Source organism: Aureimonas populi (assembly GCF_017815515.1).
In the GTDB taxonomy this organism is placed as follows: Bacteria; Pseudomonadota; Alphaproteobacteria; order Rhizobiales; family Rhizobiaceae; genus Aureimonas; species Aureimonas populi.
Window position 1 is genome coordinate 480,980 of record NZ_CP072611.1, and the last position, 18,790, is coordinate 499,769.

General features: G+C 69.9%; 19 protein-coding genes. 13 read left to right on the forward strand and 6 right to left on the reverse strand.

Annotation, left to right across the window (positions count from 1 at the left end):
• Complete coding sequence (locus tag J7654_RS02185; RefSeq protein WP_209737811.1) at positions 1-228, reverse strand: hypothetical protein; 228 nt, start codon at positions 226-228, stop codon at positions 1-3.
• A gap of 216 nt (positions 229-444) precedes the next feature.
• Complete coding sequence (locus J7654_RS02190) at positions 445-1,401, reverse strand: AraC family transcriptional regulator (RefSeq protein WP_209737812.1); 957 nt, start codon at positions 1,399-1,401, stop codon at positions 445-447.
• Between the two features lie 82 nt (positions 1,402-1,483).
• Between J7654_RS02190 and J7654_RS02195 the strand changes: the two genes are divergently transcribed.
• Both J7654_RS02195 and J7654_RS02200 read left to right on the forward strand, forming a co-directional pair.
• Entirely contained in the window at positions 1,484-2,704 is a 1,221-nt protein-coding gene (locus tag J7654_RS02195) for an MFS transporter (protein ID WP_209740134.1), read from the forward strand.
• Between the two features lie 137 nt (positions 2,705-2,841).
• The gene (locus J7654_RS02200; RefSeq protein ID WP_245195602.1) at positions 2,842-4,347 is read left to right on the forward strand and encodes a sensor histidine kinase; all 1,506 of its coding nucleotides are present in this window, start codon (positions 2,842-2,844) and stop codon (positions 4,345-4,347) included.
• 101 nt (positions 4,348-4,448) lie between these two features.
• Here J7654_RS02200 and J7654_RS02205 read toward each other — a convergent pair whose 3' ends face one another.
• The 3 genes from J7654_RS02205 to J7654_RS02215 are packed head-to-tail and all read right to left on the reverse strand — an operon-like array spanning position 4,449 to position 7,139.
• Complete coding sequence (locus J7654_RS02205; protein WP_209737813.1) at positions 4,449-5,471, reverse strand: ABC transporter substrate-binding protein; 1,023 nt, start codon at positions 5,469-5,471, stop codon at positions 4,449-4,451.
• Between the two features lie 34 nt (positions 5,472-5,505).
• Positions 5,506-6,279 carry an ABC transporter permease gene (locus J7654_RS02210; protein ID WP_209737814.1) on the reverse strand — a complete coding sequence of 258 codons (774 nt, stop codon included), beginning with the start codon at positions 6,277-6,279 and terminating at the stop codon, positions 5,506-5,508.
• Positions 6,276-7,139, reverse strand: coding sequence for an ABC transporter ATP-binding protein (locus J7654_RS02215; protein WP_209737815.1), 864 nt, complete (start codon positions 7,137-7,139; stop codon positions 6,276-6,278). The genes J7654_RS02210 and J7654_RS02215 overlap by 4 nt, the downstream gene beginning before the upstream one ends.
• Before the next feature lie 251 nt (positions 7,140-7,390).
• Between J7654_RS02215 and J7654_RS02220 the strand changes: the two genes are divergently transcribed.
• Positions 7,391-8,128, forward strand: a complete 738-nt coding sequence (locus tag J7654_RS02220; protein WP_209737817.1) for a GntR family transcriptional regulator — start codon at positions 7,391-7,393, stop codon at positions 8,126-8,128.
• 16 nt (positions 8,129-8,144) lie between these two features.
• Here J7654_RS02220 and J7654_RS02225 read toward each other — a convergent pair whose 3' ends face one another.
• Positions 8,145-8,570 carry a nuclear transport factor 2 family protein gene (locus J7654_RS02225; RefSeq protein ID WP_209737819.1) on the reverse strand — a complete coding sequence of 142 codons (426 nt, stop codon included), beginning with the start codon at positions 8,568-8,570 and terminating at the stop codon, positions 8,145-8,147.
• A 74-nt stretch (positions 8,571-8,644) separates the two neighbouring features.
• Here J7654_RS02225 and J7654_RS02230 point away from each other — a divergent pair, with 74 nt between their 5' ends.
• The 10 genes from J7654_RS02230 to cnbZ all read left to right on the forward strand — a co-directional run bounded on the left by J7654_RS02230 (position 8,645) and on the right by cnbZ (position 18,760).
• The gene (locus J7654_RS02230; RefSeq protein WP_209737821.1) at positions 8,645-9,880 is read left to right on the forward strand and encodes an amidohydrolase family protein; all 1,236 of its coding nucleotides are present in this window, start codon (positions 8,645-8,647) and stop codon (positions 9,878-9,880) included.
• A gap of 186 nt (positions 9,881-10,066) precedes the next feature.
• On the forward strand, positions 10,067-11,710 hold the full coding sequence (locus J7654_RS02235; protein ID WP_209737823.1) for an ABC transporter substrate-binding protein: 1,644 nt from the start codon (positions 10,067-10,069) through the stop codon (positions 11,708-11,710).
• Between the two features lie 70 nt (positions 11,711-11,780).
• Complete coding sequence (locus tag J7654_RS02240) at positions 11,781-12,725, forward strand: ABC transporter permease (RefSeq protein WP_209737825.1); 945 nt, start codon at positions 11,781-11,783, stop codon at positions 12,723-12,725.
• A 5-nt stretch (positions 12,726-12,730) separates the two neighbouring features.
• Complete coding sequence (locus J7654_RS02245) at positions 12,731-13,618, forward strand: ABC transporter permease (protein ID WP_209737827.1); 888 nt, start codon at positions 12,731-12,733, stop codon at positions 13,616-13,618.
• A 2-nt stretch (positions 13,619-13,620) separates the two neighbouring features.
• A complete protein-coding gene (locus tag J7654_RS02250; protein WP_209737828.1) occupies positions 13,621-14,679 on the forward strand; it encodes an ABC transporter ATP-binding protein in 1,059 nt (352 codons plus the stop codon).
• A complete protein-coding gene (locus J7654_RS02255) occupies positions 14,676-14,879 on the forward strand; it encodes a hypothetical protein (protein ID WP_377946341.1) in 204 nt (67 codons plus the stop codon). Before J7654_RS02250 ends, J7654_RS02255 begins: the two co-directional genes overlap by 4 nt.
• Positions 14,880-14,881: 2 nt before the next feature.
• Positions 14,882-16,306: an amidase gene (locus J7654_RS02260; protein WP_209740141.1), complete on the forward strand. Its 1,425-nt coding sequence runs from the start codon at positions 14,882-14,884 to the stop codon at positions 16,304-16,306.
• Positions 16,303-17,280 (forward strand): ABC transporter ATP-binding protein, encoded by a 978-nt coding sequence (locus J7654_RS02265; RefSeq protein ID WP_209737829.1) that lies wholly within the window; start codon positions 16,303-16,305, stop codon positions 17,278-17,280. The genes J7654_RS02260 and J7654_RS02265 overlap by 4 nt, the downstream gene beginning before the upstream one ends.
• Complete coding sequence (locus J7654_RS02270) at positions 17,280-18,008, forward strand: aspartate/glutamate racemase family protein (protein ID WP_209737830.1); 729 nt, start codon at positions 17,280-17,282, stop codon at positions 18,006-18,008. The genes J7654_RS02265 and J7654_RS02270 overlap by 1 nt, the downstream gene beginning before the upstream one ends.
• The gene (gene cnbZ, locus J7654_RS02275; protein ID WP_209737831.1) at positions 18,005-18,760 is read left to right on the forward strand and encodes a 2-amino-5-chloromuconate deaminase CnbZ; all 756 of its coding nucleotides are present in this window, start codon (positions 18,005-18,007) and stop codon (positions 18,758-18,760) included. The genes J7654_RS02270 and cnbZ overlap by 4 nt, the downstream gene beginning before the upstream one ends.
• Positions 18,761-18,790: the final 30 nt, after the last annotated feature.

The window sequence follows — 18,790 nt, forward strand, 5'->3', positions numbered from 1 at the left end:
TCAGCGCCCGGCAGCGGAGCGCGGGCCCGGCCGCTCGACAGCCCCGTCGACGCCGCCGGCGCGCGGCGGCTCTCCGCGCCCGATGGCAGACGCACGCGCCTGCACGCTCGCGGACGGGCGCGCCCCGGCCCTTGCCTGAGGCACGCTCTCCTGCGTGGCGCGCAGTTCGGCCCGTGATGCGTTCAGCGATGGGTTGCCCGAATAGGCCCCGGCCAGCGCCTCGCGCAAATCGCCGGCGTGGGCGCTTCCGCACGATGCAAGAATGATGACCGCCAGCGCCAGAAAAAGTGCCGCCCCAAGATGGGCGAAACCATGCGCCTGGCCGGGAATATGAGCCGATCGACTGAACAAAGCTGCGAGGCCCTCGGTTTCTATTCTCCCTTGCCGATGACATGCCATCGCATGACAGTCAAACCGCGCCTCCTTGCTCCCGGCTTTCGCCGCTCAGGCCGCGAGGGCTCTCAGCTTTCCCGGCGCGGTGCCGATGACGCGCTTGAAGGCGCGGCTGAACGAGGCCTCGGAATCGTAGCCGAGGCGATGGGCCGCCTCCGCGATGCGCATCCGGTCGCGCAGAATCCACTGCCGCGCCTGGTGCATCCGCACCTGCGTGACGTAGCGCGAGGGCGTTTCGCCGACGATGGCGGCGAACTTGGCCGCGAAGCCGGAGCGCGAAACACCCATCAGCTGGGCCAGCTCGGCGACCGTCCATTCCCGGTCCGGCTCGGCATGGATGGACGCCAGCACGCGGCCGACCTCCGGATTGCGCACGGCCGCGATCCACCCCGCCGCATCGCCGCAGCCATGCTCGACCCAGGAGCGGATGATCTGCGCGGCCATTACATCCGCCAGGCGCGCCAGTATGCCGCTCGCGCCCACACGGTTCATGGCGCATTCGGATATCATGGCATCGAGCAGATGCGGGATCGCCGGCTCGCTCACCATCAGCTCCTGCGCCCGCATCAGATCGGGCATCATGCGCAGCAGAGGATGCAGGCCGTCGAGGTTGAAGCGCATGGAGCCGCAGAACAGCACGGAAACGTCGCCGCCCCCGGCGTCCGCCTCGCCGTAGTCCAGCACGTTCTCGCAGATGGCGCGGCAGTCGCGGCGCGGGAACGGGCGCGGCTCGAGGCCCGGAGCGCTGGCAAGGCCGTGCGCGGCCCCGCGCGGCACGAGCACGGCGTCGCCCGCCGTCAGCTCGCTCCATCGCCCGTCGGGCGCCAACAGCCAGCAGCCCTTGCCGGAAACGAAGTGGAAATGGGCGTGTTCCTGCGCCGGATAGAAGAGGCTCCATGCGCCGGACATGCGGCACCTGGCATATTCCACCCCATCGAGCCGCAGGCCGCGCAGCATATCGGTCAGCGGGTCGTGGGAGCGTTCAGATTTGGACGAACGGTCAAGCATGACGGATTTTCTAGCATGGAAACGCCAGAAGGACGAGCCTAGCTTCGCCTCTCTTTCGCAGCGCACCATCAGGGCCCTTTCCATGTCCGACCTCATCCGCTCTCCCGAACTGGCAGCACCCGCCGCCGACGCACAGTCCGAAACGCCGGCCGCGTGGGCGGCCGTCTTCTCCCTCGCCTTCGGCGTCTTCGGCCTTGTGACGGCGGAGTTCCTGCCGGTCAGCTTGCTGACCCCCATGGCGAGCGAGCTGGGCGTATCCAACGGCGCTGTCGGGCAGGCGATCACCGCCACGGCCGTGGTCGCCGCGATCGCCGGGCCGCTCCTCGTGCTCTTTTCGGGCCGGCTGGACCGGCAGAAGATCGTCTGGGGCCTGATGGCGATGCTGGTCGTCTCCGGCATCCTCTCGGCCTATGCATGGAACATCACGGTGCTGCTCCTCGCCCGGGCGATGCTGGGCTTCGCGCTCGGCGGCTTCTGGGCCATGATGACGGCGCTCGCCCTGCGTCTCGTTCCCTCCGCCATGGTCCCCCGGGCCATGTCCATCATCATCATGGGCGTTTCGCTCGCCACGGTCTTCGCCGCCCCGCTCGGCGCGTTTCTCGGCGAAGTGTGGGGCTGGCGGGCGACCTTCCTGGCCGCGTCCGGCATCGGCGCCCTCGCGCTTGCGCTCCAGATGGCGACCCTTCCCAGCCTCCCGGCGGCGGCCGCGCCGGGCATCGCCTCCTTCAGGGCGGCCCTTTCCCGGCGCGCCGTGCTGGTCGGCCTTGGAACCATCCTCCTCGTCATCTCCGGGCATTTCGCCGGCTTCACCTTCATCCGGCCGTTCCTGGAAGAGGTGCCCCGCCTGGAGATCTCCACCATCTCGCTCGCGCTCCTGGCCTTCGGCCTCGGCGGCTTCCTGGGCAATGTCGCCGGAGGCGCGGTCGCGGCGCGCAGCCCCGCCTGGGCCGTGGCCGGCTGCTCGCTCCTCATCGCCGCCGCCGCTCTCGCCCTCGTCCTCTTCGGCACGGTGGCCAGCCTCGCCTTCGCCGCCACCGCCATCTGGGGCCTGGCCTTCGGCGCCTTTCCCGTCTCGGCCTCCATCTGGAACGCGCGCGCGGCGCCCGACCATGCCGAAAGCGCGGGCGCGCTCCTGTCCTCCAGCTTCCAGGTCGCCATCGCCACCGGCGCGATCCTCGGCGGCCTCCTCATCGACGGCTTCGGCCCCACGGGCGCGATCGTCTATTCGTCCCTCGCCGTCCTCACCGGCGCCCTCGTGATGCTCACCCTCGGCCGGGCGGTGGAACGGCAGGGGGCGGCATGACCGCCTGCCGAGGGCTGGAGCCGGCCGCCCCCTTGCCGCCGGCAAACGCGGCCCTTCGGCGCTTCGCCGCTTGTCTTCCCGTCCCTGTCCCCTTCATAAGTCCGGCTGAGAGCATCGGGCGATCGGAGCGAGCCGAAGTGGACAGGTATCCGGGCGCGGACAGCGCGGGCCGTTCCGGCACGGCCTTCATGGCGGCGGGCGGCCTCATGGGGGCGCAGATGCGCGAGAAGGACTGGGCGGCGACGCCTCTCGGCCCGCCGGAGGGCTGGCCCGAGGTCCTGAAGGCCAATCTAGCCACGATGCTATCCTCCCCGCAGCCCATGTTCATCGCCTGGGGAGCCTGGGGGACGGACCTCCCCTTCTTCTTCAACGACAGCTACCACCCGCTTCTAGGCGCGAAGGCCGCGGGCGCGCTCGGCCGGCCCTTCGCCGAGCTCTGGTCCGACATCTGGGACGACATCTCGCCCATCGCCAGGCGTGCGCTCGAGGGCGAGGGATCGCGCTTCGACAAGATGCCGCTCACCATGATGCGAAACGGCTTTCCCGAGGAGACCTGGTGGTCCTTCGCCTACATGCCGCTGCGCGAGGCATCCGGCGATGTGGTGGGCCTGCTCTGCGTCACGAGCGATGCGTCCGAGCGCGTCCGCTCCACCGCCGCCCTGATGGCCGAGCGCGAACGGCTGACGCAGCTCTTCGAGAAGGCGCCGAGCTTCATGGCCGTGCTGCGCGGCCCCGACCACGTCTTCGAACTCGCCAACCCCGCCTATCAGAAGCTGATCGGCCATCGCGAGGTGCTGGGCAGGAGCGTCGCCGAGGCGCTTCCCGATGCGGCGGCTCAAGGCTATGTCGAACTTCTCGACCGCGTCTACCGCACCGGGCAGGCCTTCGCCTCGACCGGCGCCCAATACGCCGTCCAGGTCACGCAGGGCGGCCCGGTGGACGAGCGCTATGTCGATTTCGTCTACCAGCCCATCATCGACACGGACGGCACGATCGCCGGCGTCTTCGTGGACGGCGTGGACGTGACCGAGCGCAAGCAGAGCGAAACCCATCTGCGGCTGATGATCAACGAGCTCAACCACCGCGTGAAGAACTCGCTGGCCACGGTCCAGGCCATCGCCAGCCAGACCTTTCGCGACCCGGAGCGTTTCGAAGCCTCGCGGCTGGCCTTCTCCGCCCGGCTCGTGGCCCTCGCCAAGGCCCATGACATCCTCACCGAGACGAGCTGGTCGAGAGCCGACCTGCGCATGGTCATGGAGAGGGTCGTACAGCCTCACCACGCCGAGGGTGACACGCGCTTCCGCCTCGAAGGGCCGGGCGTCTCGCTCGATCCGAAGACGGCGCTCGCCCTGTCGATGGCCATCCACGAGCTTTGCACCAATGCGGTGAAATACGGCGCCCTGTCCGCGGACGGGGGAACCGTGGACATCACCTGGACGATCGAGGAAGGGCGCGATTCCAGCCGGTTGCGCTTCCGGTGGCAGGAGAAGGGCGGGCCGGCGGTCGCGCCGCCGCAACGCAAGGGCTTCGGCTCGCGGCTGATCGAGCGCAGCCTGGCCTCCGAACTCGATGGCGAGGTCCTGATCCGCTACGAGCCCGCCGGCGTCGTCTGCACGATCGACATCCTCGTCCCCCCTGCCTGAAAAACCGTCCCCATGCGGACGAACCGGCCCTGCCGATGCCGACGCGACGGGTGGCGCAAAGGCCCCGGCGGATTGACCCGGCCGGGGCCTCGGGCGCAGGCTCAGTTGGCCTCGTAGACCAGCTCGCGCTCCTCGCGGGCCGGCAGGAACTGCCGCGTGAAGACCTGCGAGACCTCCGGGGTCGTCTCCAGCTCGTAGCCCTCCACCACGATGTCGATGGCGCGCGCGAGGCGCTCGTCGTCGAGGTCGCCGATGCCCAGTTCCGCCGTCTCCTCCGAGACGATGAGGGTCTCGTAGGCAAAGCGCAGGCGCCGCATCTCCATGTCGCGGCTGACGAGGTTGTCATAGGCCATGATGGCGTCGCCGCCGGCCTCCTGGTCGAGGCCGATCTCCACGGCCGCCTTGTTGATGGCGCGCACGAGCCCGGCCACCGCCTCCGGATTGTCGCGGATCATGGCCTGCGAGACCATGACGCCGTTGGAATAGAGGTCCAGCCCGTAATCGCCGAAGTTCAGCCAGTTATAGTCCGCGTCCGGGTCCTGCCGGTTGAGGAGGAGGTTGAAATAGCTGGTGATGTTGAAGACCATCGCGCCGTCGATGTCGCCGCGGATCAGCATCGGCTCCTGAAGGTTCGGGGCCATGTTGTCGATGCGGATGGCGTCGAGATCGATGTCGTTGCTGCGCGCGAAGACGGGCAGGAGGCGCGTCGTGGGCGTGCCCTGCGCGCCGCCCAGCGTCTTGCCGGCAAGGTCGTCCGGGCTCTCGATGCCCGTCTCCTTCCTGGAAACGATGGTGAAGGGCGGGTTGCTCCACATGTTGTAGACCATCACCGGCGCCTCGTCCGGGCGCGCCGAGGCATTCTGGATGATGGCGTTGATGTCGCCGAACCCCGCGTCGTAGGTGCCCGACATGATGCGGGTGACGGTCGCGCCCGACCCCTCGCCCTGATCGATGGTCACGTTCAGCCCTTCCTCGGCGAAATAGCCCTTCTCCTGCGCGAGCAGCATGGCCGCGTCCGAGCCTTGCGTCTTCCAGCCGAGGGTGAAGCGGATATTCGTCTCGGCCAGGGCGGCGCTGGACGACAGAAGCGTGAGGGCGAGGGCGAAAAGGCCTGTCTTGCGCATGGGGAAGGCTCCTTGGGCTTGAGGTTGCGGGATGTCAGGCGGCGGAAGGGTCGGCGCGGCGGGTGGCCCAGCCGGCGACGCGCCCCTCGATGAGGGAGAAGACGACGTAGAGGGCGACGCCCAGGGCCGAGAGGATGAAGAGGCCGGCGAAGACGAGCGGCACGTCGAAATTCGACGAGGCGCTCATCATCACGTTCCCGATGCCCCGATTGGAGGCCACCGTCTCGGCCAGAACCGTGCCGACGAAGGCGAAGGTCACGGCGATCTTCAGTGAGGCGAAGAAGAAGGGCATGGTGCGCGGCAGGCCCACATTCCACAATATGTCCAGCTTGCTCGCCCCCAGCGCCTTAAGCACGTCCTCCAGCTCCGGCTCGGTGGTGGCGAGGCCGGTGGCGATGTTGACCACGATGGGGAAGAAGCACATGGCCAGCGCGGTGAGCACCGCCGGCACCGTGCCCGCGCCGAACCACAGGACGAAGATCGGCACCACCGCCACCTTCGGGATGGACGAGAAGCCGATGAGCAGCGGATAGGCCGTATCGTAGGCGGTGCGCGACACGCCGATCACCGCGCCGATGGACACGCCCACCACGACGCCCAGCGCGAAGCCCAGCATGGTGGTGTAGACTGTCTGGAGAATATGCGGCCACAGGACGGGGAAGCGCGCGACGAGGGTCTCCACCACCTGGCTCGGGCGCGGCAGGACGAGGTCGGACACGTTCAGGAGGATGCACAGCACCTCCCAGGCCACGAAGAAGCCGAGGATGAGGAGGCCGGCCGAGAGGCGGCGGCGAATCTCGTAGCTCATGGGGCTTCTCCTTCCGTCGCGTTCGTGCGCGCTTCCTCGATCAGCCCGCGCAGGCGCTGGTTCAGCGCCACGAAATCGGGCTCGAAGGTCATCGGCACGGTGCGCGGGCGGGCGAACTCGACCGGGCTGTCGCTGATGATGCGGCCCGGCCGCGCGCTCATCACGCAGATGCGCGAGGCCAGATAGCCCGCCTCCTTCAGATCATGGGTGACGAGGAGAACGGTGGGCCGCATCTTCATCCACAGCGCCTGGAGCGCGCCCCACAATTCCTCGCGGGTGAACTGGTCGAGCGCGCCGAAGGGCTCGTCCAGAAGCAGGAGGCGCGGCTCGTGGACGAGCGCGCGGCACAGATTGGCGCGTTGCAGCATGCCGCCCGAAAGCTGCCAGGGATAGTGCCCGGCAAAGCGCGAGAGGCCGACTTCGGCGAGCAGCGCATGGACGCGATCGCGGAACTCGCCCTTCCGCTTGGCGCGGAACTGCGACCTGTAGGGCTGCACGATCTTCAGGGGCAGCATCACGTTGCGCTCGATGGTGAGCCAAGGCAGCATGGTGGGGTTCTGGAAGGCCATGCCGATGCGCAGCGCCTTGGCGCCCACCTCGCGCCCGCCCACCAGCACCACGCCCTCCGAGGGGTTCAGGAGCCCGCTCGCCAGCTTCAGTATGGTGGACTTGCCGCAGCCGGACGGCCCGACCAGCGCCACGAACTCGCCCTCCGCGATGCGCAGGTCCGTGGGCTGGAGCGCCGTGACGCGCTTGTCGCCCCGGCCGAAGGCCACCCCGGCGCGCGACAGCTCGATCGCCGACGGCATGCCGGGCGCGGCCGAACCGGGTTCGGGGGGCGGAGGGCCTTGATCAAGCATTGGGCAATGAGTTCCTGCATGCTGTTCTGTACAAAACTGTATGCAATATAGATGCCAGATGACCCGGCATCCCGGAAATGCGGGCCCGGCCTCGCCCGCCATCATCCGGCAGGCGCAGGCGCCGCCCGGCCACTGCCCACGGGATGGGCGACATGCCTGAAATGCGCGCTCGCCGGTGCGCACTGTATGCGTTGCGTGCGGGGGCCGGCGGGTTTATCGCCATCGGGGAAACGGGGCGCGGAGACGAGGGCATGGACGCCGACCAGGGTCAGGGCGACAGGGCGCGCATCATCTGCGAGGCGATCCGGCGCGCGGTGATCGAGCGCGCGCTGGCGCCCGGCGACCGGCTGCCCGAGGATGCGCTGGGCGAGCGCTTCGGCGTGAGCCGCACCATCGCGCGACACGCCCTCGGCCAGCTCGCGGCGGAAGGGCTGGTGGACTTGCGGCGCAACCGCATCGCGGTGGTCGCCACGCCCTCCTTCGAGGATGCGCGCGACATCTTCGACGTGCGCGTGGAGCTGGAACGGCTGGTGATGCGCCATCTGGCCGGGCGGCTGACGGCCGCGCAGGTGGCCGAGCTGCGCGCCATGGTGCGCCAGGAGGACGAGGCCCGGCACGGCGCGGCGGGCAACGCCATCCGCCTTGCCACCGCCTTCCACGTGCGGCTCGCCGAGATGACCGGGCGCCCCATCCTCATCCGCTACGTCTCGGAAATCTCCTACCGCGCCGGGCTTTCGCTTTCCACCTTCGGGCGTCCGCACTCCTCCGAATGCGCGGTGAACGAGCATCTGGCGCTGATCGACGCGCTGGTGGAAGGCGACGCGGCCAAGGCCGCCGAGCTGATGGCGACGCATCTGGAGGCCGTCGCCGAACGCGCGCTCCTCCAGGCCCCCGGCAGTTCGGGCCGCGACCTCATGGAAATCCTGGCGCCCTACGCAGCACCCCCTGCCCCGCCGCCCCCCAGACGGCGGCGGGCGAAAGAGGCCTGAGAGACCGTTCGAGAATTCAGGCGGCGGCCATCCGCTCCTGCTGGCAGGCCGGATCGAGAATCCACTCCGCGCTGTCGTTCCACACGTCCGTCTCCAGGATCAGCCCGTCGCGCACCACGAAGCGGTCGACATAGCGATTGCCTTCGAAGGGCGTGCCGTCCGGCCATTCGCCATGGAGCGTGCCGAGGCTGTAGACGATCGTCTCGCCCCCCTCGCCGGGCACCACGTCGTAGCGCTCGATACGCTTCTTCACCCAGCGATAGCGGGCGGCATTGAAGCTCGTCGGCCCTTCCGGCGTGCGGAACACCCGCCCGCCGGTGAAGCGCACCGTGAAGCCGGGCGCCACGTGCCGCGCGGCGCGCACCGGATCGGGCGCCATGGTGGCGTCGAGATAGGCCTTCACCGCTTCGAGGTCGCGATCGCTCATCGCCCGTCCATCCATGCCGTTCACAATTGAATGCAGTTATTGTATGCACTGCGCCTCGACACGCAAGAGGCTTTCGCCCCAGGATCGCCGTGACCGACACCGCCCCCTTCGATCTCGTCCTTCGCCGCGCCGCGCTCACAGGGCGCCCCGGCCTCCATGCCGTCGGCGTGAAGGACGGGCGCATCGCCGCGATCGGGGCCGAGCTTCCGGCCGGGCGGGCGGAGGAGGACGCCGGCGGGCGGCTCGTCATTCCCGGCTTCGTGGACAGCCATGTCCATCTCGACAAGTCCTGCCTGATGGGCTGCGCCTGCGGGGCCGGCGGGCTGAAGGGGGCGATCGCCGCGGTCGCGGCCGCCAAGCGCGGCTTCACGGTGGAGGATGTGCGGACGCGGGGGGCCGGCACCCTGGAGCGGGCGATCCTGCACGGCACCACCCACATGCGCACCCATCTGGAGGTCGACCCGCGCGTCGAGCTGCGCTCCTTCGAGGCGATCATGGCGCTGAAGCGCGACTATGCCTTCGCCATCGACCTGTCCGTCTGCGTCTTCCCGCAGGAAGGGCTGACCAACGATCCGGGCACCGAAGCGCTTCTCCTGCGGGCGCTGGACGCGGGCGCCGACCTCCTGGGCGGCTGCCCCTACACCGACACGGACCCGCACGCCCAGATCGAGCGGCTGTTCGCCATCGCGCAGGAGCGCGATCTCGACCTCGACTTCCATCTCGACTTCGACATCGACCCGCAAGGCGCGCTGCTCTTCGAGATCTGCCGCCAGAGCGAGCGGCGCGGCCGGCAGGGGCGCGTGGCCATCGGCCATGCGACGAAGCTTTCGGCCATGGACGAGACGTCCTTCGCGCAGGCCGCGCGGTGTCTTGCGGAGGCCGGCGTCGCCGTCACCGCCCTGCCCGCGACCGACCTTTATCTCAACGGGCGCGAGCGGCGCTTCGACACGCCGCGCGGCATCGCCCCGGTGCACCGCCTGGCCGCCGGGCACGGGGTGCTCGCCTCGCTGGCCACCAACAACGTGCTGAACCCCTTCACCCCGTTCGGTGACGGCTCGCTCCTGCGCATCGCCAATCTCTATGCCAACGCGCTGCATGTGGAGCCGGACGAATTCCCGCGCTGCCTCGACCTCGTCACCCGCCTTCCGGCGAGGTTGATGGGCCTTGCCGATTACGGGATCGACATCGGCAAGCCCGCCGACCTCGTGCTCCTCGACGCGCCGGACGAAACCGCCGCCCTGGCCACGATCGCCCCCGCCCTCCTCGCCTACAAGCGCGGGCGCCTCTCCTTCCGGCGCCAGATCCCGGCGCTGCTGCACCCCTGATCTGCATACACTCGCAGATACGCGTTCCAATCATCCTGTATGCAAGATTATTGGGCAATCTGCACAGAGACAGTAGGCAAACGCCCGCTTTCCACGCCTTGGGAGGGCGCAAACCGGGCTTTCCGCAACTGGCACGTTCGTTGCTTGGAACGTTTCCAGCAAGACCGCCATGAGAGGGAACCGCCAATGCCCAAGTTTAACCCATCCCTGCTGCGAGGCGCGGCGCTGGCCGTCCTGATGCTCGGCTCGTCCGCCGCCAGCGCCGAGACGGTCCTGCGCATCGCGATGACGGCCGCCGACATCCCGCGCACGCTCGGCCAGCCGGACCAGGGGTTCGAGGGCAACCGCTTCACCGGCCTCACCATGTACGACGCGCTGACCATGTGGGACCTCTCCTCCTCCGACGAGGCCTCGACGCTGATCCCGGGCCTGGCCACGGAATGGGCGGTCGACCCGCAGGACAACACGCGCTGGACCTTCACGCTGCGCGAGGGCGTGACCTTCCACGACGGATCGCCCTTCAATGCCGAGGCCGTGGTCTGGAACGTGGAGAAGGTGCTGAACGAGGACGCGCCGCATTTCGACGCCAGCCAGGTGGGCGTCACCGCCTCGCGCATGCCCACGCTGCGCTCGGCCGAGGCGCTGGACGAATATACGGTGGTGCTCGTCACGTCCGAGCCGGACTCGTTCCTGCCCATCAACCTCACCAACCTCTTCATGGCGAGCCCGGCGCACTGGCAGTCGATTTACGACGCGCTGCCCGAGGGCGAGGCTCGCGCCGCGCAGGCCTGGGAGCGCTTCGCGGCCGACGCCTCAGGCACCGGGCCCTGGAAGATGGACGCCTTCGTGCCGCGCGAGCGGCTGGAGCTGGTGCGCAACGAGGAGTACTGGAACGCCGACCGCGTGCCGGGCGTCGAGCGGATGGTGCTGCTGCCCATGCCCGAGGCCAATGCGCGCACCGCCGCGCTCCTCTCCGGCCAGGTGGACTGGATCGAGGCGCCCGCGCCCGACTCCATCCCGCAGATCGAGGCGCGCGGCTTCGTGATCGAGGCCACGGAGCAGCCGCATATCTGGCCCTGGCAGTTCTCCCGCCTGGAGGGCTCGCCCTGGAACGACATCAACGTGCGCAAGGCCGCCAATCTGTGCATCGACCGCGAGGGCCTGCGCGACGGGCTTCTGGGCGGGCTGATGGTGCCGGCCACGGGCTTCGTGGAGGAGGGCCATCCCTGGCGCGGCAATCCCGAGTTCCAGATCACCTACGACCCGGACGAGGCGCGCCGGCTGATGGAGGAGAGCGGCTTTTCGGCCACCAACCGCCTGCGCGTGAAGACGCAGACCTCGGCCTCGGGCTCCGGCCAGATGCAGCCGCTGCCGATGAACGAGTACATGCAGCAGGCGCTGGCGGAGTGCTATTTCGACGTCGAGCTGGACGTGATCGAGTGGAACACGCTCTTCACCAACTGGCGGCTGGGCGCCGACGCGCCGACGGCCAACGGCGCGCACGCCACCAATGTGACGGCGGCCACCATGGACCCGTTCTTCGCCATGGTCCGCTTCCTCCACTCCGAGATGGCCCCGCCCGTGTCCAACAACTGGGGCTACATCAACGAGCCGCTGTTCGACGAGTTGGCGGACCGGGCGCGCACCGCCTTCGAGCCCGAGGCGCGCGACGCGGCGCTGGCCGAGCTGCACCAGGCGGCGGTGGACGAGGCGTCCTTCCTCTTCGTGGCGCATGATGTGGGCCCGCGCGCGCTGGCGCCGAAGATCAAGGGCTTCGTCCAGCCGCAGAGCTGGTTCGTCGACTTCTCGCCCATCACCATAGAGGAGTGACGAACCGGGGCCGGCTCGTCCGCCGGCCCCTCTCCTTCCCCGACCCCGTCCGCCGAACCGGAGCCGGCCCTTGATCTCCTATGTCCTGAAGCGCCTCGTCTACGTCGTTCCCATCGTCTTCTTCGTGGCGCTGGTCTGCTTCCTCCTGGTCCACATCGCGCCGGGCGACCCGCTCGTCTCGATCCTGCCGCCCGACGCCTCGGTGGCGCTGCAGGAGCAGCTCCGGACCGCCTACGGCTTCGACCGGCCGCTGCCGGTGCAGTTCGGCCTGTGGATCATGAAGGCGCTGGGCGGGGATCTGGGCACCTCCATCGCCACGGGCCGCCCGGTGCTGACGGAGGTGATGCGCGCGGTCGGCAACACGCTGCTGCTGGCGGGCGTGGCCGCCTTCCTGGGCTTCCTCGCCGGCGTCGCGCTCGGGCTTCTGGCCGGCTATTTCCGCGACACATGGGTGGACCGGCTCGCCACGGGCCTGGCCATCGCCGGCGTCTCGGTGCCCCATTACTGGCTCGGCATGGTGCTCGTCATCGTCTTCTCCGTGCAGCTCGGCTGGCTGCCGGCGGTGGGCGCCGGCTCGGGAAGCTGGCGCTTCACCTGGGACCATATCCAGTATCTGGTGCTCCCCGCCGCCACCATGGCGGTGATCCCGATGGGCATCGTCACGCGCACCGTGCGCGCGCTCGTCGGCGATATCCTCAACCAGGATTTCGTGGAGGCGCTGCGCGCCAAGGGCCTGGGCGAGGGCCGCATCTTCGCCCATGTCATCAAGAACGCCGCGCCCACCGCCATCGCGGTGATGGGCCTCCAGCTCGGCTACCTCATGGGCGGCTCCATCCTCATCGAGACCGTGTTTTCCTGGCCCGGCACCGGCTTCCTGCTCAACTCGGCCATCTTCCAGCGCGACCTGCCGCTGCTCCAGGGCACGATCCTCGTTCTGGCGCTCTTCTTCGTGTTCCTGAACCTCCTGGTCGACGTGGCGCAGGCCGCCATCGACCCGCGCATCAAGCGGAGCTGAGCACCATGGCGATCGCGACCGAAGCCCTCGTGCCGCTGGCCCGGCAGGAGAAGCCGCGCGGCTACTGGCGCACCGTCGGCGGCCGGCTGGCGGCCAACAGGCTCGCCATGGCGTGCCTCGGCATTCTCGCCCTCATCATCCTGTCGGCCCTCTTCGCGCCCTGGCTGGGGCTGGCCGACCCCTATCAGGGCTCGATGATCCGCCGCCTGCGGCCCATAGGCACGGAAGGGCATATCCTCGGCACGGACGAGCTGGGCCGCGACATGCTCTCGCGCCTCGTCTACGGGGGCCGGCTCTCGCTGCTGATCGGCCTCCTGCCGGTCTTCAACGCCTTCGTGGTGGGCACCGTGCTCGGCGTGCTGGCCGGCTATGCCGGCGGCTGGACGAACTCGGCCATCATGCGCACGATCGACGTGTTCTACGCCTTCCCCTCCGTGCTCCTGGCCATCGCCATCTCCGGCGCGCTCGGCGCGGGCGTGCTCAATTCGGTGGTCTCGCTGACCGTCGTCTTCATCCCGCCCATCGCGCGCGTGGCCGAGAGCGTGACGACGAGCGTGCGCTCGCTCGACTTCATCGACGCGGCGCGCGCCAGCGGGGCCGGGGCGCTCACCATCATGCGCGTCCACGTGCTCGGCAACGTGCTGGGGCCCATCTTCATCTACGCCACCAGCCTCGTCTCGGTGTCGATGATCCTGGCCGCCGGCCTCTCCTTCCTCGGCCTCGGCACGCGCCCGCCGGAGCCCGAATGGGGGCTGATGCTCAACACGCTGCGCACGGCGATCTACTCCCAGCCGCTCATCGCCGCGCTGCCGGGGGTGATGATCTTCGCCGTCTCCATCTGCTTCAACATGCTGAGCGACGGGCTGCGCTCGGCCATGGACATCAGGAACTGACGATGAGCGAGACCACCATCCTTGCCTCGGCCCTGCCCCCGGCCGAGGATTTGGGCGGCGCGCGCCAGCCGCTCCTCTCCGTCAAAGGCCTGACCAAGCATTTCCCCGTGGGCGGCGCCCTGTTCGAGAAGAAGCGCGTGGTGCGCGCGGTGGACGGCATCTCCTTCGACATCGCCAAGGGCGAGACGGTCGGCGTCGTGGGCGAGTCGGGCTGCGGCAAGTCCACCACGGCGCGGCTGCTCATGCATCTCATGCCGCCGGATTCGGGCGAGATGATCTATGACGGGCAGAAGGTGGGGCGCGACCTGCCCCTGCGCGAGCTGCGCCGGCGCATGCAGATGGTGTTCCAGGACAGCTACGCATCGCTCAACCCGCGCCTGACCATCGAGGATTCGGTGGCCTTCGGCCCCAAGGTGCACGGGGTGAGGGACGCGGACGCGCGCCGCCTCTCGCGCGAGCTTCTGGCCAAGGTCGGACTCAACCCGCAGACCTTCGCCAACCGCTATCCGCACGAATTGTCCGGCGGCCAGCGCCAGCGCGTCAACATCGCCCGCGCGCTCGCCCTCTCGCCGCGCCTCGTGCTTCTGGACGAGGCGGTCTCGGCGCTCGACAAGTCGGTGGAGGCGCAGGTTCTCAACCTGCTGAATGACCTGAAGGCCGAGTTCGGCCTCACCTATCTCTTCATCTCCCACGACCTCAACGTGGTTCGCTACATCTCCGACCGCGTGCTGGTGATGTATCTCGGCGAAGTGGTGGAGATCGGGCCGGTCGAGGAGCTGTGGAACAATCCTCGCCACCCCTATACGCGCGCCCTCTTCGCCGCCATGCCGACGCTCGACCCGGACCGGCGCACCATGGAGGCCCCCATCGCCGGCGATCCGCCCAACCCCATCGACCCGCCGCCCGGCTGCCGCTTCCACACCCGCTGCCCCTTCGCGGAGGATGTCTGCTCGGCGCGGAGCCCGGCGCTCGTCACGGTCGGCGCCGGCCACGGCGCCGCCTGCCACATGGCGATTCCCGGCTCCGGCCATTCCAGGGCGCAGGGAGCGCTTGCCGCGTGAAACGCATGATCGATCAGGACACGGCCGCCGCCATGGCGGCGCTCGCGGGCCACACGCTGGAGGAGGCCGTAGCCGCGCGCGTGGCCGCCGCCATCGGCCCGGCCCTTGCGGCCTTCGCAGAACTGGAGGGTACCTTGCCCTTCGAGGCCGAGCCCTCCGGCTTCCAGAAGGCCCAGTCCAAGACGGGCGAGAGCGCATGAGCCTGCCCGCCGACCCCGCCCTGATGGAGCTGTGCGAGCTGGCGGATGCCATCGCGCGCAAGCGCGTTTCCTCGCGCGAGGCGACGCTGGCCTGCCTCGAGCGCATCGAGGCCTGGCAGCCCCATCTCAACGCCTTCGTGGCCATCGAGCCGGAAGAGGCCCTCGGCCTTGCGGCGGCGGCCGACGCGCGCCTTGCCAAGGGCGAGCCCTCGGGCCCGCTCGACGGCGTGCCCTTCGCCCACAAGGACATGTTCTACGCCAGGGGCAAGGTTTCCACCTGCGGTTCCCTGATCCGCCGGGACTGGGTGGCGAGCGAGGATTCCACCGCCCTTGCCCGCCTGACGCGCGCCGGCGCGCTTCGCCTCGGCACGCTGCACATGGCCGAGTTCGCCTACGGGCCCACGGGGCACAACGCCCATCTCGGCCACGCGCGCAACCCGTGGAACGGGGCGCATGTGACGGGCGGCTCCTCCTCGGGCTCGGGCGCGGCGGTCGCCGCGCGCCTGACGCCCGCCGCGCTCGGCTCCGACACCGGCGGCTCCATCCGCATGCCCGCCAATTTCTGCGGCGTCACGGGCCTCAAGACCACGGTCGGCCGCGTCAGCCGCTTCGGGGCGATGCCGCTCTCCCATTCGCTCGACACGATCGGCCCGCTCGCCCGCTCGGCGGCCGACTGCGCCCTGGTGCTGCAACTGATCGCCGGCCCCGACCCCGCCGACCCGACCACCGCGCACATCCCCGTGCCGGACTATCGCGCGGCCTGCGAACGGCCGGTCCGGGGCATGCGCCTCGGCGTGCCTGAGCGCTTCTACACCGAGGGCCTGCACGCGGAGACCGAGCGCGTGTTCGGGCAAGCGCTCGACCTTTTCCGCGCCGAGGGCGTCGAGATCGTCCCGCTGGCCCTGCCCGACCAGGCACGCCTTTCGGCGGCGGGCCAGATCCTGCTCGCAGTGGAGGCCGCCGCCTTCCACCGCCAATGGCTGAAGGAGCGGCCGCAGGACTATGGCGCGCAGGTGCGCGCGCGGCTGGAGAACGGCCTTGCCGTGCCGGCCGTCACCTATCTGGAGGCCCTGCGCTGGCGCGGCCTCGCGCTGGCGGAGCACATCCGCGCCGTCTCCGGCGTCGACGCCTTCATCGCGCCCGTCAGCGCCACGCCCTCCCCCACCATCGCCGAGAGCGACGTGGGTGGGGCGCCCGGCGCGGAAGCGGTGATCCAGGCCGTCACGCGCTTCATGCGCCCGGTCAACTATCTCGGCCTGCCCGCGCTCGCCCTGCCCGCCGGCTTCACCGGCGCCGGCCTGCCCGTCGGTGTCCAGATCGTCGGGCGCCCGTTCGAGGAAGACACCATCCTGGCGCTGGGCGCAGGCTTCCAGCGCGCCAGCGACCACCACAAGGCCCTTCCCCCGCTCCCCGGAGGCACCGCATGACCCCCGCCATCGAGGTGAACAACCTGAAGGTCCGCTTTTCGGGCAGCCGCACGGTTCACGCGGTCAACGACGTGTCGCTGACCGTGGGCCAGGGCGAGGTGCTGGGGCTTCTGGGCGAAAGCGGCTCGGGCAAGAGCGTGACCCTGCGCGCCCTGATGCGCCTCCTGCCCAAGCGGCGCACGACCATCTCCGGCACCGTGCGCGTGGGCGGCGAGGACGTGATGGCGATGGACGACACCGCGCTGTCCGCCTTTCGCGGCAAGGCCGTCTCCATGATCTTCCAGGAGCCCATGCTGGCGCTCGACCCGGTCTATCGGATCGGCGACCAGATCGCCGAATCCGTGGTGCGCCACGAGGGCGTCTCCCGCGCGGAAGGGCGCAGCCGCGCGCTCGAGATGCTGGAGCGGGTGCGCATCCCCTCGCCGAAGAGCCGGCTGGAGGCCTACCCGCACGAAATGTCCGGCGGAATGCGCCAGCGTGCGATGATCGCGCTGGCGCTCGCGTGCCGGCCCAAGGTGCTGCTGGCCGACGAGCCCACCACGGCGCTCGACGCCACGGTGCAGATCCAGATCCTGCTGCTCCTGCGCGAGCTCCAGGCCGAGTTCGGCATGTCGATGATCTTCGTCACCCACGATATCGGCGTGGCGGTGGAGATCTGCGACCGCATCTCGGTGATGTATGCGGGCGAGGTGATCGAGAGCGGCTCCCTGCGGGATGTGGTGCGCGATGCGCGCCACCCCTACGCGCAGGGGCTCCTCGCCTCCACCGTGCACGGCAATCCGGGCGGCGAGCGGCTGGAGACGATCCCCGGCGCGCCGCCCTCGCTCGACATCGCCCCCGCCGCCTGCTCCTTCGCGCCGCGCTGCGCCCATGCCGTGCCGCGCTGCGTGGAGGCCCCGCCCCCGGTCGCGCATCTGGGCCCGCGGCGCATGGCGCGCTGCATCATCCCCGCAGGCGAGATGGCCGCCGCCTGATGAGGATCGCCATCGTCAATCCCAATGCCAGCGCCTCCATGACGGCGATGGTGCTGAACACCGCGCGCGGCCTGGCCGCGCCGGGCACGCATATCGAGGCGGCCACCAACGAGGACGGCCCGCTCTCCATCGAAGGCACGGTGGACGGGGCGCTCGCCGTGCCCGGAATGCTGGCCCGGATGAAGCGCGCGCAGGAGGCGGGGGCGCACGCCCATATCATCGCCTGCTTCGACGATACGGGGCTCGATGCGGCGCGCTCGCTTCTGGAAAAGCCGGTGATCGGCATCGGCGAGGCGGGAGCCAAGGCGGCGAGCTTCCTTGCCTCCCGCTTCACCGTGGTCACGACGCTGTCCTGCTCCGTGCCGATCCTGGAGGAGAACCTGCGCCGCTACGGCCTGGCCGACCGCGCCACCGTGCGGGCCAGCGAGATGGCGGTGCTGGCGCTGGAGGCGGACCCCGGACAGGCCGAGGCGCGTATCTCGGACGAGATCGAAAAGGCCATCGCGCAGGATCGCGCCGAGGCCGTCGTCCTCGGCTGCGCGGGCATGACGGCGCTTGCCGCCGGCCTGTCGCGCCGGCACGGCCTTCCCGTGGTGGACGGCGTGGCGGCGGCGGTGAAATTCGCCGAGGCCCTCTGCGCGCTCGGCGTGGGCACGGCGCGGCGCGGGCTTTATGCCCCGCCCCGCGATGCGGCAGCGAAGAGAAAGGACGGGGAGGAGAGGCGATGAGCGGTGTCGAGATCACGGCAGGCGGTTACAGGACGCTGCCGCTGGTGATGCAGTTTTCCGCCGGCGTCGCGGCCCTGCCCGGCTTTGCCGTGGAGCGCGCCCGTTTCGAGCACCCGGTGCCGCTCGCGCAGGGTTTCGCGCGGATCGAGGCGCATCTGAAGGCCATCGGCCGGCCGCTCACCGCCTTCTGCGCCTGCGAGCTGCGCTCGCCCGAGCCCTTTACCGAGGCGAGCTTCGCCGCCTTCAACCTCGTCTACACCGGCACCCTGCGGGAGTGGGGCGTGATGGCGGACGGGATGAATCCGGTGGCCCGCTCCAATGTCTGCCCCGAGATCGGACCGCCGGGGGAACCGTCCTTCCACGCCGTCTCCTATACGGTGGAGGCGCCGGGCGCGGGGCCGAGCTTCGTCGTGGCCGGCTCTTGCGAGGTGCCGGAGAACCAGCCCGGCGAGTATGCCTCCCATATCGTGCGCCATGGCGAGACCAGCCCGGAGGCCATCGCCGAGAAGGCCCGCTTCGTGCTCGGCGAGCTGGAGCGGCGCATGGGCCTCCTCGGCGCATCATGGGCGCAGGTGACGGGAACGCAGGCCTATACGGTCCACGATCTGGGGCCGTTCCTGGCGCAGGAGATCGTCGCGCGCGGCGCGGCGCCCCACGGGCTGACATGGCACTACAACCGCCCGCCCGTCCTCGGCCTCGAATTCGAGATGGATTGCCGCCGCGTGCTGCTCGAGCGGGTCCTCGAGGCGTAAGCGGCGGCCGGACCCGGGACGCGAAGGGTA

What these genes read in the sequence shown, in the direction of transcription:
- J7654_RS02190 (WP_209737812.1), bottom strand. Translation starts at nt 1,401, where the DNA reads ATGCTTGACCGTTCGTCCAAATCTGAACGCTCCCACGACCCGCTGACC.
- J7654_RS02195 (WP_209740134.1), top strand. Translation starts at nt 1,484, where the DNA reads ATGTCCGACCTCATCCGCTCTCCCGAACTGGCAGCACCCGCCGCCGAC.
- J7654_RS02205 (WP_209737813.1), bottom strand. Translation starts at nt 5,471, where the DNA reads ATGCGCAAGACAGGCCTTTTCGCCCTCGCCCTCACGCTTCTGTCGTCC.
- J7654_RS02210 (WP_209737814.1), bottom strand. Translation starts at nt 6,279, where the DNA reads ATGAGCTACGAGATTCGCCGCCGCCTCTCGGCCGGCCTCCTCATCCTC.
- J7654_RS02215 (WP_209737815.1), bottom strand. Translation starts at nt 7,139, where the DNA reads ATGCTTGATCAAGGCCCTCCGCCCCCCGAACCCGGTTCGGCCGCGCCC.
- J7654_RS02220 (WP_209737817.1), top strand. Translation starts at nt 7,391, where the DNA reads ATGGACGCCGACCAGGGTCAGGGCGACAGGGCGCGCATCATCTGCGAG.
- J7654_RS02225 (WP_209737819.1), bottom strand. Translation starts at nt 8,570, where the DNA reads ATGGATGGACGGGCGATGAGCGATCGCGACCTCGAAGCGGTGAAGGCC.
- J7654_RS02235 (WP_209737823.1), top strand. Translation starts at nt 10,067, where the DNA reads ATGCCCAAGTTTAACCCATCCCTGCTGCGAGGCGCGGCGCTGGCCGTC.
- J7654_RS02245 (WP_209737827.1), top strand. Translation starts at nt 12,731, where the DNA reads ATGGCGATCGCGACCGAAGCCCTCGTGCCGCTGGCCCGGCAGGAGAAG.
- J7654_RS02250 (WP_209737828.1), top strand. Translation starts at nt 13,621, where the DNA reads ATGAGCGAGACCACCATCCTTGCCTCGGCCCTGCCCCCGGCCGAGGAT.
- J7654_RS02265 (WP_209737829.1), top strand. Translation starts at nt 16,303, where the DNA reads ATGACCCCCGCCATCGAGGTGAACAACCTGAAGGTCCGCTTTTCGGGC.
- J7654_RS02270 (WP_209737830.1), top strand. Translation starts at nt 17,280, where the DNA reads ATGAGGATCGCCATCGTCAATCCCAATGCCAGCGCCTCCATGACGGCG.
- cnbZ (WP_209737831.1), top strand. Translation starts at nt 18,005, where the DNA reads ATGAGCGGTGTCGAGATCACGGCAGGCGGTTACAGGACGCTGCCGCTG.